The organism is Flagellimonas pacifica (assembly GCF_900215465.1).
GTDB classification, from domain to species: Bacteria; Bacteroidota; Bacteroidia; order Flavobacteriales; family Flavobacteriaceae; genus Flagellimonas; species Flagellimonas pacifica.
In genome coordinates this window covers 21322-38388 of record NZ_OBEH01000004.1, presented here as the reverse complement: position 1 = coordinate 38388, position 17067 = coordinate 21322, and the positions used below count along the sequence as shown (strand labels likewise).

Here is a 17067-nt window from a genome sequence, read left to right as displayed (position 1 = left end):
AATTATTGGTTAAATAAGTGAACAAAAGTAATAAAATATTCGGTCTAGAAGGGATAATTTATACCGATATTGAAACCAGCGTTTTTAAAGTTATACTGTCTAAACCAGCGTTTTGCTGCTTCTTCAGCTGGATTATAGGTTTTAAAACCTATATCTAACCTAAAAACAAAGTAAGTGAAGTCGTACCGTAGCCCAAATCCGGTGCCCAAAGCAATATCTGATAAAGAGTTAAATCCACTGAAGATGGCATCGGGATTGTCCTCGTTGTCAAAAACGTTCCAAATATTACCTGCATCGGCAAAAAAAGCACCTTTAACATCACCTGCAATCGGAAATCGATATTCAAGATTTAAGGCCAATTTTAGGTTAGCTTCATTAAAATCGTTGATATTGCTGGTTTTTCCCGGCCCAAGTTCATATGCATTCCAAGCTCTATTGTCGTTAGACCCGCCGGCAAAATAACTTCGAACAAAAGGAATACTTTCCGAATTGCCATAAGGAACTGCTAGCCCTAAAAAACTTCTAAAGGCCAAAACTTTTGAGTTTGATACTTCCCAGTGCCTGATAAAATCGAACTCGGTTTTAAAATATTGCGAAAAAGGCACTCCAAAGACCAAAAGTTGGTCATTGTCATTTTTATTATAGGGTACTACATCTTCCAGAAGAGAAAGAAGGTTGCCTGCACTTTCCAATTTCATTCTAAATTGGTAGAAATCATTATCGTTGATGTCTACTTTGCTGTTTTTTGAAAAGGTATAATTACTTGCAAAAATGAGGTTGTTTTCCGTTAATCGTTGTCGACGTTCCTCAATGCTATTTACATCGGCACGTTGTTGCTGGTCCGTTGGAATTTCGTTGTCCAAAACTGCTTTTGCAAAATCATTGGCTCCAGTGGGAATACTTAACTGTAAAGGGTCTTCGGTATTACCTGTTTCTTCAAAGAATGAGGCATATTGTGGGTCATCTTGAAAGTTGTTTGCAATTTCATCCAATCTTGCAAAGGTGTTCTGGTATTGGTTGTAAAAATTATCAGGATTTACATTGCGTACAAACTCCACATTCATTAATTCTATGTTGTTGCGCAGACTGTTGGAAGGATTCCAATTGTATGAAAGTACCGTATTAAAGGATTGCTTATCCAAACCAATGTTCTTTTGAAAATTTGTTCCCACCAAAAAGCGACTTTGAGGTAACATATAATGTGGAATTATTTTCTCTGTATTCAATGGAAACCAAATTCTAGGAAAGGTAATGTTTACATCACCACCTATTTCTGATGTAAAGGTGTCACCACCTATTGTTATATTACGGCCATTAAGTAGGCCAACGGAACCTCTTGCAGAAATATTCAAGGTTTCCGCACCGCCAAAAACATTTCGAGTAATCACTGAGGCACTAAATGCAGTTCCTACCTGTTGGATATTTGAGTGGGTGACATCAAAATCCAAGTTCAATGAAAACTTAGGTCTAGGGGTAAGATAGATACTTGAGATGAGTTTGTTGTTCCCCACTAGAGAATCAATAATACTGGGGTATTTAAAGGTGTTTAAGTTGGTAACCTGCCGGTAGGTACGAATTCGGTCCAAATCTCTATAAATACTATCCTTTTCAAAGAAAATAGCATCGGTCAATGCTTCGGGTTTGTATTTGAGCTTATCGTAATAATAAATAGTGTAGTTTTCATGGTCTATGGATTTCAGGGAATCTTTAGCCCATCCAATCTTATAATCTGCATAGATATTTACCTTCTTAAAACGAAATATCTTGTAGTCATTGCCTACAGAGCTTGAATCATTGACACTTCTTGGTTTTTGAATGTTAAGTTGAACATCCATGGATTGGTCATCTGCTAGTTTTATGGTATCCCTTAAAATGTCATAATTAATGGAGCTTTCTTGAAAATTATAAACACCAGAATTCCTAAACAAAGTGGTCAGGCGCTCCCGCTCATTGTTGAATTTAGCCAGATCAAACTGATCTCCAGTTTTAACCAATGATTGTTCTATGGCCCTATTGTATATAGAATCTAGTTCAGGTGAGGATATATTCTTTTGAATGGTATCTATGAAAAAAGGTTTTTCTAAGTTGATATTGTATTCAATCTTGCCTCTTTTTTTTCTTTTTCCTTTAACAATGTTATATGCTCCTGTATTGTTAAAATACCCTTTACTATTATAATAGGCCTTTAATCTATTTACGGATTTTTGGGTTAGGGAAGTATCTATAATCATTGGGGCTTCCCCAATTCTTTTTAAAAAATCACTAGCGCCTTTTACTATAAAAGATTCTCTTAATCTGTTCACCTGTTTTTGGGAAAGCAGATTGTTAAGTCTTTTTTCTCTTTTTTCCTTTCTGTGCAACCAATTCTGAAACGAGGAATCTGGGTTTTCTTTGGCTAGATTGTAAAGATTTAGACGCAGCGGATACCCTAGAAGGGTGCTATTGGGTTTTTGGGCAATTAGGCTTTTTATGTCCTCATTCTTAATCTTTTCACCATCGGTAAATATGGAATTTTTGGTAAGGAGCAACTCATCATCTCCCACTTTTTTTAGGGTATTGCAACCAACCATGGTTAACATAAGCAACAATAATCTTATTTTTGCCCAGTTGCACATTAGACCTAAAGAACCCTTCATAGACGCCAAAAATACGCGATTTAGATGGTTACCAAAAACCAAATTAAACTAGTTACAAGCTTACAGCAAAAAAAGTACCGAACTCAACATGGACTCTTTGTGGTCGAAGGAAAAAAAACCGTAAATGAACTTTTGAGCGCAGGAATGAGGTTGTTTAAATTGTTTGTTGCCGATGTACATGAAGTTAAGAGTTTTGAAGAAGCAGAGCTTGTATCTCAAGCTGAACTAAAGCAAATGAGCAGTTTAAATACTCCAAGTGGTGTGTTGGCCGTTTTTTATAAACCAGAAAGGATTGAAATTGAAGGAAAGGATTGGGTGGTTGCTTTGGATGCAGTTCGGGATCCTGGCAATTTAGGAACCATAATACGATTGTGTGACTGGTTTGGAATAAAACATTTAGTGTGCTCTTTGGATACGGTGGATAGTTATAACCCTAAAGTATTGCAGGCAACCATGGGCTCTATTGCCAGAGTTAACTGCATTTATACGGATTTATCTGATTTTCTTGCGGAAACATCACTGCCGGTTTACGGTGCTTTTATGGATGGAAATACTGTGTATGATGAAAAATTACCTGAAAAAGGTGTTTTGGTAATGGGTAATGAGGCCAATGGGATTTCTGATGCAATTGAGCGAATAGTCGCTCGACGAATTTCAATACCACAGTTTGGAGAACAAACCACGGAAAGTTTAAATGTGGCTACGGCCACTGCGGTTCTTTTAAATGAGGTTAGGCGCCCACAACTGCGAGAGTAACAAGGTTTCAGGATTATTCGAAAGTAAAATTGATGAAGAACCCTCTGGTTCGCATAGCATCAATATTCCCCGTCCACGGACTGTTTGGATCGTTATCCCGAATCAGCTCATCGGTAAGCGCAAAAACTCCACGAATTGAAGGAGAAAACTTAAAGTATTCCGTATAGATGTCTATGCCAAATCCAAGCTCATAGCCATATACATTTTTCTTCATGCGAAATTCCCCACTGCTGTTATCATCCAAACTATCTTCTTTGCTTCCCAAGTTCATTGAGGTGTAAACTCCTCCTGTGATAAAAGGTTTCCAATTTCCAAACCTTTTAGCGCTAGCTTTCAGTAACAATGGGAATCTTATGTATGTTGATTTTACCTCGCGAATGGCATCTACTTGAGATGTAAAACCAGGAAAACCTAAATTTCTGGCTGTGTATAATAGGCCAGGTTCAAAACGTACATCCAAAAACTCATTGATTCGCATTTCCCCTATTAGACCAACATTAAATCCAACACTTTTATCTACTAGAACATCTTGACCAATATCATTTTTATATTCAAATTGAAAATCATATTGGTTAAAACCTAAGTAATAGCCCCAATTCAAAAATTTTAAATCCTCACTTTGGAGATTAAGGATTGGGTCTTTTTTAAACTGAGCCATGGAATTTGGGCATGCTAATAACAGCAGGCCAAATAGAAGAAGGACGTTTTTCATTAATTTATTTTGTAGCGACATAAATGGATGCCACCCCAAATGTTTGGGGTTTGTTCTCTATACCTATAAACCCAATTTTGTCCAAAATATTGTTGAATTCCTGTCCATGGGGAAAAACTGATGCTGATTTACTCAAATAGGCATAAGCAGACCTGTCTTTAGAGAAGATTTTTCCAATAGTTGGTAAAATGTATTTAGTATAAAAGTGATACCCTTGCTTAAAAGGTGTTTTAGTCGGAACCGAAGTCTCAAGAACCACAAAACTTCCTTGCGGTTTGAGAACCCTTAGTATTTCGGCAAGTCCTTTTTCTAGGTTTTCAAAATTGCGCACCCCAAAAGCTACGGTAATGGCATCAAAAGTATTGTCCTCAAAAGGTAAGTTTTCGCTATCACCTACCACCATTTCAATGGTATTCTGGAGGTTTTTGTTTAAAATTTTGTTCTTTCCAACTTCCAACATTCCGGGAGAGAGATCCAAACCTATAATCTTTTTAGCTCCTGTTTGGGTTAATGCTATAGCCAAATCCCCCGTGCCTGTGGCAATATCCAAGATGGTATTGGGCGATTTCTTTTTAAGAAAAGATACTACTCGCCTACGCCATTTTAAATCGATGCCAAAAGAAATAACCCTGTTCAATCCATCATAATCCTCAGAAATGGTGTCGAACATTTGTCTCACCTGCTCCTTTTTTCCTAGGTCAGAATCTTTATATGGTTTAACTTTTTTTGACATTTGCAGAATTTGCTGGCAAATATACAACTTAGGTATATGGAAGGGGTACAAAAATAATTGTGTAATTTTGCCCAACAACAATGGAAATCTTTTCCGTATTATGTTATGTATTCGTCTTTCAGACAGTGTGGACCATTCTTTTTTGTCATTTAAATTGCACGGACTGGTTTTTTTAAAAACATCTTATTCTAATCAATGAAGATTATAATTGCGGGAGCAGGTGAAGTAGGCTTTCATTTGGCAAAATTATTGTCGTATGAAGCACAGGATATCACATTGATCGATACCGATAAGGAAAGTTTGTCCTATGCGGACAACCATTTGGACATTAGAGTACTCCGAGGTGATGCCACTTCTATTGAAGTTTTGCAAGATGCGCGTGTTGAAAGCTCCAGTCTTGTCATTGGGGTAACCTCATCGGAGACAACCAACCTCACACTTTGTATGTTGGCAAAGCAATTGGGATGTAAACGAACCATTGCCAGAATTTCCAATACGGAATTTATGGACAATAGGGAATTGATCAAGTTTGACGAGCTTGGGATTGATGAATTAATTTCCCCTGAGAAACTGGCGGCTACAGAAATTCAACTCCTATTGAACCAATCAGCTTTTAACGATACTTACGAGTTTGAAGGAGGATTATTGACCATGATTGGTGTTTTCTTGCCAAAATCAGCGCCTTTTGTGGGTAAAATGGTCAAAGAAGCTGCAAAAATTTTCCCAGAACTCCATTTCATGCCTATTGCGTTGCAACGCATGGGGACCCAGTACACATTGATTCCAAGAGGGGATACTGTTTTTAAAGAAGGTGATCAAGTTTATTTTATCACTTCAGCCGAAGGGGTGGATGAGCTGTATAAGCTCACAGGCATGCAAAAGAAGGAAATTAAGAACGTAATGATTCTTGGTGGAAGCAAAGTTGGTTTCAATACGGCCCGCGACCTTTGCAACAAAAAGTTCAATGTAAAGCTTATAGAAAAAAATAAAGAAAAGGCCTTTGATATTGCTGATGATCTTCCACATGCTTTGGTAATCAATGGAGATGGAAGAAATGTTGAGCTTTTGGATGAGGAAAGTTTGGATTCCATGGATGCTTTTATTGCCGTAACTGGTAATTCGGAGACCAATATAATGTCATGTTTGGTTGCTAAGTCCAAAAAGATTAAAAAGACCATTGCAATGGTAGAAAACATGGATTATTTCCAGTTATCACACTCTATTGGAGTAGACACACTGATCAATAAAAAACTGTTGGCGGCCAATAACATATTTAGATACATAAGAAGGGGGGAGGTACTGGCCTTGACTCGTCTAAACAATCTCAATGCCGAAATATTGGAGTTTGAAGTAAAAGCAACTTCTTTGGTCAATGGTGAAATTATTAGAGAATTGAATTTTCCACGCGAAGCAAGTATAGGCGGAGTTATTAGAGATGGAAAAGGTATCATTGCTCTTGGAGATTTTAAGATTTTGGAAGGTGATCGTGTAGTGGTCTGCTGTTTGCCCAAAGCTATCCCTAGGATAGAAAAGTTATTCTTGTAATGAGGCTTAATACTAGGATAATCATTCACATAATGGGGTTGTTGTTGCTTTGCAATGGCTCTTTCATGCTTTTGTCAGCCTTTGTAAGCGGCATTTATAAGGATGGTGTAACATTAGATATAACACTTGCTGCCATTGTTACCATGCTTTTTGGTGTAATGGCTATGTTCTATACTAGAGGTCATAAAAAAGAGGTGAAACGAAAAGAAGGGTACATTGTAGTAACCTTTGGATGGATAATCATGTCAATTTCAGGCACTTTACCCTATCTTTTTTCTGGAGCCATACCATCTGTGACCAACGCTTTCTTTGAAACCATCTCTGGTTATACTACAACGGGGGCTTCCATACTAGATGATATTGAATCGCTTCCCAAAGGAATACTTTTTTGGCGGAGCCTTACCCATTGGATAGGTGGAATGGGGATTATTGTGCTGGCCATTGCTATTTTACCGCTTTTAGGAATAGGCGGGATGCAACTGTTCGCAGCCGAAGCCCCAGGTCCGGCAGGAGATAAACTACACCCAAGGATCACTGATACTGCCAAACGTTTGTGGCTTATTTATTTTGGGTACACGGTAGCGGAAACCATACTATTAAAATTGGCGGGCATGTCATTTTTTGATGCCATGAACCATTCACTTGCCACACTTTCTACGGGAGGTTTTTCTACAAAAAATGCTAGTTTGGCCTATTGGAACAACCAACCTTTAATTCAATATATTACCATTCTTTTCATGTTTTTGGCTGGGAGTAACTTTGTTCTGAGCTACTTTGCATTCACAGGAAAAGTACAACGGATTATAAAGGATGAAGAATTTAAATATTATACGAGTTTTATAGTTCTTTTTACCGTAGTAGCAGCTTTGGTGGTTTATTATAAAGCAAACGTGCCAATTTCAGACTTTCACCCTATGGTTTTTGGAAAAGCGGAAAGTGCCTTTAGGCATACGCTTTTTCAAGTTGTTGCAGTGGTTACCACTACAGGATTTGTAACTGCGGATTTTACCAGCTGGACTCCTTTTTTAACAGTTTTGTTTTTTGGTTTAATGTTCCTTGGAGGGTCAGCGGGATCAACCGCAGGTGGAATTAAGGTGATGAGGCATCTTCTTATCATAAAAAATGGATTATTGGAATTTAAGCGAACACTGCATACCAATGCTGTTATTCCCGTCCGATACAACAACAAAACGGTTACAGAACATATCGTTTATAATATCATTGCCTTCTTTGTGCTTTACATGTTGTTATTTATTATAGGGTCATTGGTTTTGGGTTTTTTAGGCTTGGATTTTGTTTCGGCAATTGGAGGCTCGGCTTCCTCTCTGGGTAATGTAGGTCCGGCACTGGGGAGTCTTAATCCGGTGAGCAACTACAATAGTTTGCCCAACGCGGGCAAGTGGTGGTGTGGATTTTTAATGCTGCTAGGACGATTGGAGCTTTTTACCGTATTGATTATTCTTACCCCATATTTCTGGAAAAAAACGTAGCTTACCTACCGTTTTAAATTCAACTTTAAATTCTATGAAAAAAATCTTTCTTCTTTTTCTAGGTGTTTGTTTGTGTTTTTTTGGTTGTGATGTCTCAGAGGATAATGAAAGGGATCAGATACTTCAAGTCTTAAAAGATCAGGAAAAATCTTGGTCTAATCATGACTTGGAAGGATTTATGCAAACCTATTGGGAAAGCGATTCATTGCAATTTTATGGAGCAAGAGGGCTTACCTTAGGTTGGGAAAAAACTTTGGAAGGTTATCAAAAAAGATATCCTACAAAGGATGAAACGGGAACATTAAAGTTTACTATCGATGCCATTACCAAAATTGAAAAAGAAGCATACTACGTAATGGGGCAATACCATCTTACCAGAAAAGTAGGAGATGCCAATGGCGTATTTCTGATTATATTGAAAAAAATCAAAGGCGAATGGAAAATTGTCGCTGATATGTCTTGTTAAATTGAACTTCTTACACCTATTTTAAAAAGTGCGGCAACCCATTCAAATAAGCTCGGAATTTATTGAGGAAAACACCAATTTTCTTGAACTTATTAATGAACTTAGAAAGGTTTTCAATTCGAATTCCATTACAGTGCCTCAACGACATCATCATGACTTTCCAAATCCGAAAACAGGTAAAGACAGCACTTTATTGCTGATGCCTGCATGGAACGCTGGAAAAGAAGCGGGAGTTAAAATAGTTACTGTAAACCCTGGTAATGATACTTTCGGCTTGCCTTCTATTCAAGGTAGCTATTTGTATTTGGATGCCATCACAGGAACCTTAAAAGCAATAATGGAGGCCAAGAGTTTAACAGCAAAACGGACAGCGGCAGCTTCAGCTCTTGCGTCATCTTATTTATCTAAAAAGAATGCTACGTCCATGTTGATGATTGGTACTGGAACACTTTCTGTGAATTTAATCAAGGCACATGCTTCTGTCCGACCCATAGAACAGGTTTTTGTCTGGGGTAGAAATCTAAAAAAAACGGAAGAGATTAGTCAAACGCTTTCCAAAGAGAAATATGAGGTCAAAGCAATAGCTAGTATTGATGAGAAAATTTCAGAAGTAGATATTATTTCTTGCGCTACCCTTTCGGAAAACCCATTGATATTTGGTGAGAAACTGGTCTCTGGACAACATGTTGATTTGGTTGGGGCCTATAAACCCAATATGCGGGAGGCCGATAACGAAGCCATTTTGAAGACTTCCGTTTTTTTGGACACGTATGGAGGAGGATTGAAAGAAAGCGGAGATATTGCGGTTCCTCTAAAAGAGGGGATTCTGAAGGAATCAGATATTAAGGCTGATTTGTTTGGTCTCTGTGGGGAAACCCATATAGGAAGAACGGATGACATGGAAATTACGCTATTTAAATCTGTGGGGCATGCTTTAGAGGATTTGGCTGCTGCGACCTATTATTATTCCAAATTTCAAAAATGAGGACTACATATAAAAGAATGTTGGAAAATGCCACTTTTTCAGCCCCGTCGGATTGGTTGCAGATTAAAACTATTGACATACATACGGGTGGAGAACCACTTCGAGTGATCCTAGAAGGATTTCCGGAGTTAAAAGGAAATTCTGTGCTGGATTATAGGAGGTATTGCAAGGAAAATCATGATGATTTGAGAACGGCACTAATGTTTGAGCCTAGAGGTCATGCTGACATGTATGGATGCATTTTAGTGCCCCCTAATGATGAAGAAGGAGATTTTGGAATCTTGTTTTTGCACAACGAGGGCTATAGTACCATGTGCGGCCATGCCATTATTGCAATATCTACTTTAGCGGCTCAAATGGAATGGTTTGATGTTAGTGAGGGAGAAAATGTACTTAAAATTGATGCGCCTTGTGGAAGGGTTATTTCTTATGTTAATGTGGTTAACAATGAAGTAGAGAGTGTTCGTTTTCATTGTGTACCCAGTTTTGTGGTTGGACTTGATAGAAAAATCAACGTAAAAGGATTGGGGGAAATAACCTATGATTTGGCATATGGAGGAGCTTTTTATGCCTATGTAGATTTACACAAGAATAACCTTGGTCTAAATTTATCACCAGAATCTTATCAAGATTTAATTGCCGAAGGAATGGCTATTAAACATGCCGTAGTGCAGCAAGATTCTGAAGTGCTGCACCCTTTTGAGAATGATTTGAGCTTTCTTTATGGAACTATTTTTATTGATGGTTCTTCCAAAGAAGATATTGATAGCAAAAACGTTTGCATTTTTGCCGAAGGTGAGGTTGATAGGTGCCCTACCGGCTCTGGAGTTTCTGGTAGAATGGCCATTCATTGGGCGAGAAAGGAGTTGGAATTGAATCAAACCATGGCCATTGAGAGTATTACAGGCTCTATTTTTAAAGGAAGTGTGGTCTCGGAACAAGACTATGGCCCCTTTAAAGCGGTAGTTCCACAGGTAGAAGGTACTGCACATATAACAGGAATGCACACTTTTTTTATCGACCCAAAAGATCCAATGAAAAAAGGGTTTATTCTTAGATAAAAAAAAGGAACCTATTGGTTCCTTTTTAATTCAATTTCGGTATTTAGTTATGATACAGCTGAAGCGATTCGTGAAATAGCTTCCTTGATTTCATCTACACTAGCGGCATAGGAAATTCGAATGCTATTACCATTTCCAAAGGCATCACCGGTAACTGTTGCAACATTAGCTTCTTCCAATAAATACATGGCAAAGTCAGAAGCATTGTTTATCTGCATGCCATTCAGTGTTTTTCCAAAAAAGGCACTTATGTCTGGATATACATAAAAGGCTCCTTGGGGTTCGTTGCATTTGAAGCCTGGAATATTGTTCAGCAATTCCAGGATAAGTTTTCTTCTGTTTTGGAATTCATCTACCATGTATTGCACACGGCTGGGAGATTCCAAAAGGGCCGTAATAACAGCGCGCTGCGCAATACAATTGGCGCCGCTGGTAACCTGTCCCTGTAACTTGTTACAGGCTCTGGCAATATAAGTCGGAGCACCTATATAACCAATTCTCCAACCTGTCATGGCAAAGGCTTTGGCAACTCCGTTAATGGTAACCGTTCGGTTGTACATATCCTCAAAACCTGCCATAGATGCATGTTCTGTTACCCCATAGTTAATGTGTTCATATATTTCATCACTGACCACAATAATTTGTGGGTGTTTTTGCAATACATCAGCCAAAGCTCTTAGCTCTTCTTTGCTATAAATAGATCCACTGGGGTTGCATGGAGAGCTGTACCAAAGCATTTTGGTCTTTGGGGTGATAGCAGCTTCCAACTGTTCTGGAGTCATTTTAAAATCATTTTCAATTGAAGTGGCAACTTCAATGGGCACACCACCGGTAAGTTTAACGATGTCGCTGTAGCTTACCCAGTACGGGCAAGGTAGAATGACCTCGTCACCCTTGTTCAAACAAGCTTGGGCCACATTGTAAAGCGATTGTTTTGCGCCGGTCGAAACCACAATTTGGGAGCGATCATAGTCTATATCATTATCCCTCTTGAATTTGGTAATGATAGCGTCTTTCAGTTCCACATATCCATCAACTGGTGTATACGAATTGTATCCATCATTTATGGCTTGGATAGCTGCTTCTCTAATATAATCTGGGGTTTTAAAATCAGGTTCACCCAAGCTCAGTCCAATGATATCTTTTCCCTCTGCTCTTAATTCACGGGCTTTTGCAGCCATTTCAAGGGTTGCGGAAGGGACTAAGTTATTAATCCTATCCGAAAGTTGGTTGCTCATAAATCCAATTGTTTTACTGGTATTGAAGAGCTGGGTTTTTTCCCAACTCTCTCAAGTGTTTGAAGTGCGAAATTATAGCTTTTCTAGTAGTTTTATATTCGTTGTAAGGCAAATTAAACTCCTTAGCCGTTTGTTTCACAATTTTGGAAATTTTTGTGTAGTGAACATGGCTGATATTTGGAAAAATATGGTGCTCAACCTGGTGGTTCAGACCGCCTGTAAACCAATTTACAATTCTATTTTTTGTGCCAAAATTAACCGTAGTGGCCAATTGATGGATAGCCCAAGTATTTTTCATAGTTCCATTTTCATCTGGAAGCGGAGTTTCGGCTTCGTCAACAATGTGTGCCAACTGAAACACTACGCTCAAAATGACTCCGGCAACATAATGCATAATAAAGAAACCTAATAACACTTGCCACCATGCAATTTCCACAAAAATCAATGGAAGCACAATCCAAATGGTAATGTAAAGTAGTTTGGTAACTACCAAGGTGCTCCAGTTAATAACGGGATTGGGTAATTTACCATAGGATAGCTTTCTTTTCATGTAACGGTACATTTGTTGAAAGTCTGTGGTAATAGCCCAATTGAAAGTCAACAGGCCGTAAAGGAATATGGAGTAATAATGTTGAAATTTATGATGCTTTCGCCATTCGGCATGCCTTGAAAATCGAAGAATTCTACCAGCTTCCATGTCCTCATCATGATCTTGGATATTTGTATATGTGTGATGTAGCACGTTGTGTTGCACTTGCCAGTTGTATACGTTGCCAGCCAATATGTATATGCTACCACCCATAAGTTTGTTCACCCATTTTTTATTGGAGTAAGAACCATGGTTGCCATCATGCATTACATTCATTCCAACACCGGCCATACCTACTCCCATTGTAATGGACAATAGAACATAGCCCCAAAAAGGAAGGTTCAATGTCAACATTAAGAAATAGGGGGTAAGAAATACGGCGAACATTACCACTGTTTTCAAGTGGAGCCTCCAATTTCCGGTCTTCTTTATTTGGTTTTCACTAAAATATTGGTTTACCCTTTTGTTTAGTGTTTTGAAGAATTGTGCTGAATCTTTTCTTGAAAACCGGATAATCTCCTTTTCCATAAAATAATTTTTTTCAAAGGTAATTAAATTGACCTCTTAAGTGAGTTGCCTTTATATAAAACGATGTTAAGATGCCAAAAGTATTAATTTTGCCCAAATTAACAGATTGTAGATGGATGTAAACTTAATTTTTAAATATTTTACGAAACTCACCGAAGTTCAAAGAAGCCATTTTGAGGATTTGAATGCGCTGTATCAGGATTGGAACAAAAAGATAAATGTAGTCTCCAGAAAGGATATTGATGAGTTGTACCTTCGCCATGTGTTACATTCATTGGGTATTGCAAAGATTCAGCAGTTTAATGAAGGTTCGCAAATTTTGGATGTAGGAACCGGTGGAGGTTTTCCTGGAATTCCGCTGGCAATTTTATATCCAGAAGTGCAATTTACTTTAGTGGATGCCATTGGCAAGAAGATAAAGGTAGTGCAAGAGGTTATTGATGGGTTAGGTCTGAAAAATGTCAGTGCACATCATTCCCGCGTGGAGGATTTGAACGGGCAATTTGATTTTATTGTAAGTCGCGCTGTGGCTGCCATGCCAACGTTTGTGCACTGGACCAAAGGGAAAATCAAAAAAGACTCTACGCATGAGCGTAAAAATGGAATCCTCTATTTAAAAGGAGGAGATTTGGCAGAGGAGTTGAAAGATTATAAAACTGCTCAGATTTTTAATTTGAAAGAGCATTTTTCCGAAGTGTTTTTCGAAACCAAAAAGGTGGTTTACCTGCCTCAGAAGTATAAAGTGCCTGGCTAAATGCTCAACATTCTGTTATATACCAACTTACACTTTCTAGAGTAATCCTTAATATATTGGATAAGGTTATCAATTCGCTTTTTCATAGGAAATGGAGTTTAAATTGCGTTAAATTTACAATTACTTAACGTTAAATTTACATATAATATTGCTAATACCTAGTTTAGTTACCGTTTTTAACACAAAAAAACCGCATCCTTATTTTTAAGGATGCGGTTGTAACTAGCTTTTTATAAGGTGTTTACCCCAAAAAAGGATATCTATAATCTTCCGGAGTAACTAAGGTTTCTTTGATTAACCTTGGAGACACCCAGCGTAGCAAGTTCTGCGCGGAACCTGCCTTGTCATTGGTTCCTGAAGCTCTTGCTCCACCAAATGGTTGCTGCCCAACAACAGCTCCCGTTGGTTTATCATTGATGTAGAAGTTACCGGCGCAGTTTTGCAATGCTTTGGTAGCTTCATCAATAGCGTAACGGTCCGTGGATAAAACAGCGCCTGTTAAAGCATATTCCGATGTTCCATCAACCAATTCCAAAGTTTTGCTCCAATCTTTGTCATCATACACATAAATAGTTACCACAGGTCCAAAAAGCTCCGTGCACATAGTAGTGTATTTTGGGTCTTGAGTTAAGATAACTGTGGGTTCTACAAAGTAGCCTACGGATTTATCGTAACCGCCACCAGCAATTATTTCTGCATTGTCATCTGCTTTGGCCTGATCAATATACTTGGCCAATTTATCAAAAGAACCTTCATGGATTACAGCGGTGATGAAGTTGCTCATATCAGCTGGAGAGCCCGGCTTGTTCATGGAGTCAATATCTGTTTTAACCAAATCCAAAACTTCTTTTGCAGTTGATTTTGGCAGGTATACCCGTGATGCAGCACTACATTTTTGACCTTGGAACTCAAAAGCGCCTCTAACAATTGCCGTTGCTACCTGAGCTGGTTTTGCTGTTGGATGTGCAAGAATGAAATCTTTTCCTCCGGTTTCCCCAACAATTCTTGGGTAAGTTTTGTACGTGTGGATGTTGTTTCCAATTTGTTTCCACAATTCTTTAAAAACAAAGGTGGAGCCTGTAAAGTGGAGTCCTGAAAAATCAGGGTGGGCAAGTACGGTTTCAGTAACCATAACTGGGTCTCCAAAAACTACGTTTATAACTCCATCTGGTAAGCCAGCTTCCTTGAATACATCAATAATTACTTTTGCTGAGAAAACTTGACTATCACTAGGTTTCCAAACCACAACATTCCCCATCATAGCTGCACTTGCAGGAAGATTTCCGGCAATGGCTGTGAAGTTGAAAGGTGTAATGGCATATACAAAACCTTCTAATGGGCGATATTCCACACGATTCCAAATCCCATCAGCAGACTCTGGCTGCTCCGCATAGATTTGAGACATGTATTCCACATTGAATCTTAGGAAATCTATAAACTCACAGGCAGCATCAATTTCCGCCTGATGTATGGTCTTGGATTGCGCCATCATAGTGGCCGCATTAATTTTTGCACGATAAGGACCGGCGATTAAATCTGCAGCTTTTAAGAAAATGGCAGCTCTTTGTTCCCATGTAAGATCAGCCCAGGCTTTTCTTGCTTCCAAACAATTGGAAATAGCCTGCTCTACATGCTTTTTTTCTGCTAGGTGGAATTTTCCAACTATATGTCCATGCTCATGCGGAGGTGACATTGATATGGTATTTCCGGTTGTGATTTCTTCAGAACCGATGTACAACGGAACTTCAACATTTCCATTGTAATAAGCATCATATTGCTTAAGTACTTCCTCACGTTCTGGAGTGCCGGGAGCATAACTTTTTATTGGCTCATTATAAGCAGTCGGAACTTGAAAAAAACCTTTTCCCATTATGGTGGATTTTATGTGTTAAAAATTCCGACAAAGGTACTAAAAGAAAAAAGTATTTGCAGATTAATAATTACAAGATATTGTAATTGAATTAATGAAAATAAAGAGCTCTAAATTTTAATTTATCGCAAAGGGAGCGGCAAATTTGAAAGTGGGAATGTCAACTTCAAATTCTTCAGTTGAGGCAAAGTTTACCATATGGTAATGCCCTCTCATAGCGCCAATAGGGCTTGCCAATAAACAGCCAGAACTGTAAGTATGGGATTTTCCTGGTTTGATTACCGGTTTTTTTCCAATTACACCTTCACCGTCTATAGTTTCCATTTCTTTGAGTGCATCAAAAATATCCCAATGTCTAGCCGTAAGCTGCACTGTATCCTTACCTTGGTTTTCTATGGTGATAGTATAGCCAAAGGCATAGTACATTTTATAGTTCTTGAAAAATGTACCTTCAAAAGTGGTCTGCACCGATACTTTAATTCCTTTTGTGATCTGAGTGAACATATTTTAATAGGTAAAGACGCTTCCCGTAAACAACAAAATAATTGCAAACATTGCTAAAAAAGCAAACATTGTATTCAGAAAGAGATATTTTACAATCGTTTTAACCCTTCCTTGCCCATAGAACCTTCTCATTGATTTGTACAGGTAAAAACTGAAAATCAGAAAAAAGATACCCATACTTGCCGTATTGAAAATAGCATCTATTACCAGGCTAAGGATGAGCAAGATAAATAATAATGACTGGTTGTGGAAACTAAAGATAAGATGATCGGTGTAGGTGTATTTTTTTCTGATGTATACCATCCAAATGAAAATAGTGAAGATGGGAAGGAAGAAGAAAATAACCAAAGGCAGCTTTGCAATGGTATTGTTTAAGTATGTGCCAGGTTGTGCAATTGCTTTTAAAGAACTCTTTGATCCATTGAAGGTTATTCTGTTTCTCCAAGATGTGTTTGCTCCATACTTTTCCTTTGCTTCTTCGAAGGTTTTTATGGAGTCCTTTTGTAAAAATGTAAAGAAAAACTCCATTCTTTCCCCAAGACCTCCAGTATTCTTAGCTTGTATATTTTCAAGATATTTTCTGGGGTTAGCGAGCATAAAGGAATCTTTACTGGCCTCTTTCTGTATTCCTTGACCTATAATGGTTTGCAATGAATCTATACTTTGGATTCCAGGGATGGGAATTTTTTCTAGGTTATTCAGGGAATCAAGTTGATTTAGCACTTCTTCGGTCTGTTCTTTTATATTGGTACTGTCCTTAGAAGCTTCTTCATCATTAAAACCATAGGATAATGGACCTGTCTTTTCAATTTTATCCTCTAAGCCAAGGTCATCCAGATTGTAAAGGTTATTGTCGTAGGTAAACAGTAAGATATAAATGAATGCCAAACTCAATAAAAAGCGGAATGGATTGGTATATGCAATACGTTTTCCATTGATGTAATCCTTTGTTATGGTTCCTGGTTTTACCAAAAGAGCATATAGTGTTTTTAGAAGCTTGGAGTCGTAATTAATGAGATTGGAAAAAAACTCATCAAAAAAATCTTTTAGCGTCAATTTTTTTGTGCTATTGGCTTGGGAGCAGTTTGGGCAGTATTTATCGCTTATATCTAAAGGATGAGAACAGTTTAGACACTCATTGCCCCTAAACTTAAGTTCGTAACGCCCCTTGGTAATTAAGTTAGGTTTGTTGGCCATTAC

15 protein-coding genes are annotated in these 17067 nt (G+C 38.1%); 7 read left to right on the top strand and 8 right to left on the bottom strand.

Features of this window, described 5'->3' with window-relative positions; translation table 11 throughout:
- Positions 1 to 44: 44 nt before the first annotated feature.
- Positions 45 to 2636 carry a translocation and assembly module lipoprotein TamL gene (gene tamL / locus CRO15_RS12850; protein ID WP_097046257.1) on the bottom strand — a complete coding sequence of 864 codons (2592 nt, stop codon included), beginning with the start codon at positions 2634 to 2636 and terminating at the stop codon, positions 45 to 47.
- A gap of 24 nt (positions 2637 to 2660) precedes the next feature.
- On the opposite strand from tamL, the gene CRO15_RS12845 reads away from it, so the two are divergent.
- Positions 2661 to 3392, top strand: a complete 732-nt coding sequence (locus tag CRO15_RS12845; protein ID WP_097046256.1) for a TrmH family RNA methyltransferase — start codon at positions 2661 to 2663, stop codon at positions 3390 to 3392.
- 13 nt (positions 3393 to 3405) lie between these two features.
- Here the strand turns inward: CRO15_RS12845 and porT are convergent, their stop codons facing one another.
- Positions 3406 to 4104, bottom strand: coding sequence for a type IX secretion/gliding motility protein PorT/SprT (gene porT / locus CRO15_RS12840; RefSeq protein WP_097046622.1), 699 nt, complete (start codon positions 4102 to 4104; stop codon positions 3406 to 3408).
- A gap of 4 nt (positions 4105 to 4108) precedes the next feature.
- On the bottom strand, positions 4109 to 4837 hold the full coding sequence (gene ubiE / locus CRO15_RS12835) for a bifunctional demethylmenaquinone methyltransferase/2-methoxy-6-polyprenyl-1,4-benzoquinol methylase UbiE (RefSeq protein ID WP_097046255.1): 729 nt from the start codon (positions 4835 to 4837) through the stop codon (positions 4109 to 4111).
- A 195-nt stretch (positions 4838 to 5032) separates the two neighbouring features.
- On the opposite strand from ubiE, the gene trkA reads away from it, so the two are divergent.
- The 5 genes from trkA to CRO15_RS12810 are packed head-to-tail and all read left to right on the top strand — an operon-like array spanning position 5033 to position 10384.
- Complete coding sequence (gene trkA / locus CRO15_RS12830; RefSeq protein WP_097046254.1) at positions 5033 to 6382, top strand: Trk system potassium transporter TrkA; 1350 nt, start codon at positions 5033 to 5035, stop codon at positions 6380 to 6382.
- Positions 6382 to 7872 carry a TrkH family potassium uptake protein gene (locus tag CRO15_RS12825; protein ID WP_097046253.1) on the top strand — a complete coding sequence of 497 codons (1491 nt, stop codon included), beginning with the start codon at positions 6382 to 6384 and terminating at the stop codon, positions 7870 to 7872. The genes trkA and CRO15_RS12825 overlap by 1 nt, the downstream gene beginning before the upstream one ends.
- 34 nt (positions 7873 to 7906) lie before the next feature.
- Positions 7907 to 8338 carry a YybH family protein gene (locus CRO15_RS12820; protein WP_097046252.1) on the top strand — a complete coding sequence of 144 codons (432 nt, stop codon included), beginning with the start codon at positions 7907 to 7909 and terminating at the stop codon, positions 8336 to 8338.
- A 28-nt stretch (positions 8339 to 8366) separates the two neighbouring features.
- Positions 8367 to 9323 (top strand): bifunctional Delta(1)-pyrroline-2-carboxylate/Delta(1)-piperideine-2-carboxylate reductase, encoded by a 957-nt coding sequence (lhpI, locus tag CRO15_RS12815; protein ID WP_097046251.1) that lies wholly within the window; start codon positions 8367 to 8369, stop codon positions 9321 to 9323.
- Entirely contained in the window at positions 9320 to 10384 is a 1065-nt protein-coding gene (locus CRO15_RS12810; RefSeq protein WP_097046250.1) for a proline racemase family protein, read from the top strand. The genes lhpI and CRO15_RS12810 overlap by 4 nt, the downstream gene beginning before the upstream one ends.
- Positions 10385 to 10431: 47 nt before the next feature.
- Here CRO15_RS12810 and CRO15_RS12805 read toward each other — a convergent pair whose 3' ends face one another.
- Positions 10432 to 11622, bottom strand: coding sequence for a pyridoxal phosphate-dependent aminotransferase (locus tag CRO15_RS12805; RefSeq protein ID WP_097046249.1), 1191 nt, complete (start codon positions 11620 to 11622; stop codon positions 10432 to 10434).
- Positions 11623 to 11635: 13 nt separating this feature from the next.
- Entirely contained in the window at positions 11636 to 12739 is a 1104-nt protein-coding gene (locus tag CRO15_RS12800; RefSeq protein ID WP_097046248.1) for a fatty acid desaturase family protein, read from the bottom strand.
- Between the two features lie 112 nt (positions 12740 to 12851).
- On the opposite strand from CRO15_RS12800, the gene rsmG reads away from it, so the two are divergent.
- Positions 12852 to 13493 (top strand): 16S rRNA (guanine(527)-N(7))-methyltransferase RsmG, encoded by a 642-nt coding sequence (gene rsmG / locus CRO15_RS12795; protein ID WP_097046247.1) that lies wholly within the window; start codon positions 12852 to 12854, stop codon positions 13491 to 13493.
- 241 nt (positions 13494 to 13734) lie between these two features.
- Here rsmG and pruA read toward each other — a convergent pair whose 3' ends face one another.
- From pruA to CRO15_RS12780, 3 genes are all read right to left on the bottom strand, one after another.
- A complete protein-coding gene (gene pruA / locus CRO15_RS12790; RefSeq protein ID WP_097046246.1) occupies positions 13735 to 15363 on the bottom strand; it encodes an L-glutamate gamma-semialdehyde dehydrogenase in 1629 nt (542 codons plus the stop codon).
- A 117-nt stretch (positions 15364 to 15480) separates the two neighbouring features.
- Complete coding sequence (apaG, locus tag CRO15_RS12785) at positions 15481 to 15867, bottom strand: Co2+/Mg2+ efflux protein ApaG (RefSeq protein WP_097046245.1); 387 nt, start codon at positions 15865 to 15867, stop codon at positions 15481 to 15483.
- Positions 15868 to 15870: 3 nt separating this feature from the next.
- Complete coding sequence (locus CRO15_RS12780; protein WP_097046244.1) at positions 15871 to 17064, bottom strand: DUF3667 domain-containing protein; 1194 nt, start codon at positions 17062 to 17064, stop codon at positions 15871 to 15873.
- Positions 17065 to 17067: the final 3 nt, after the last annotated feature.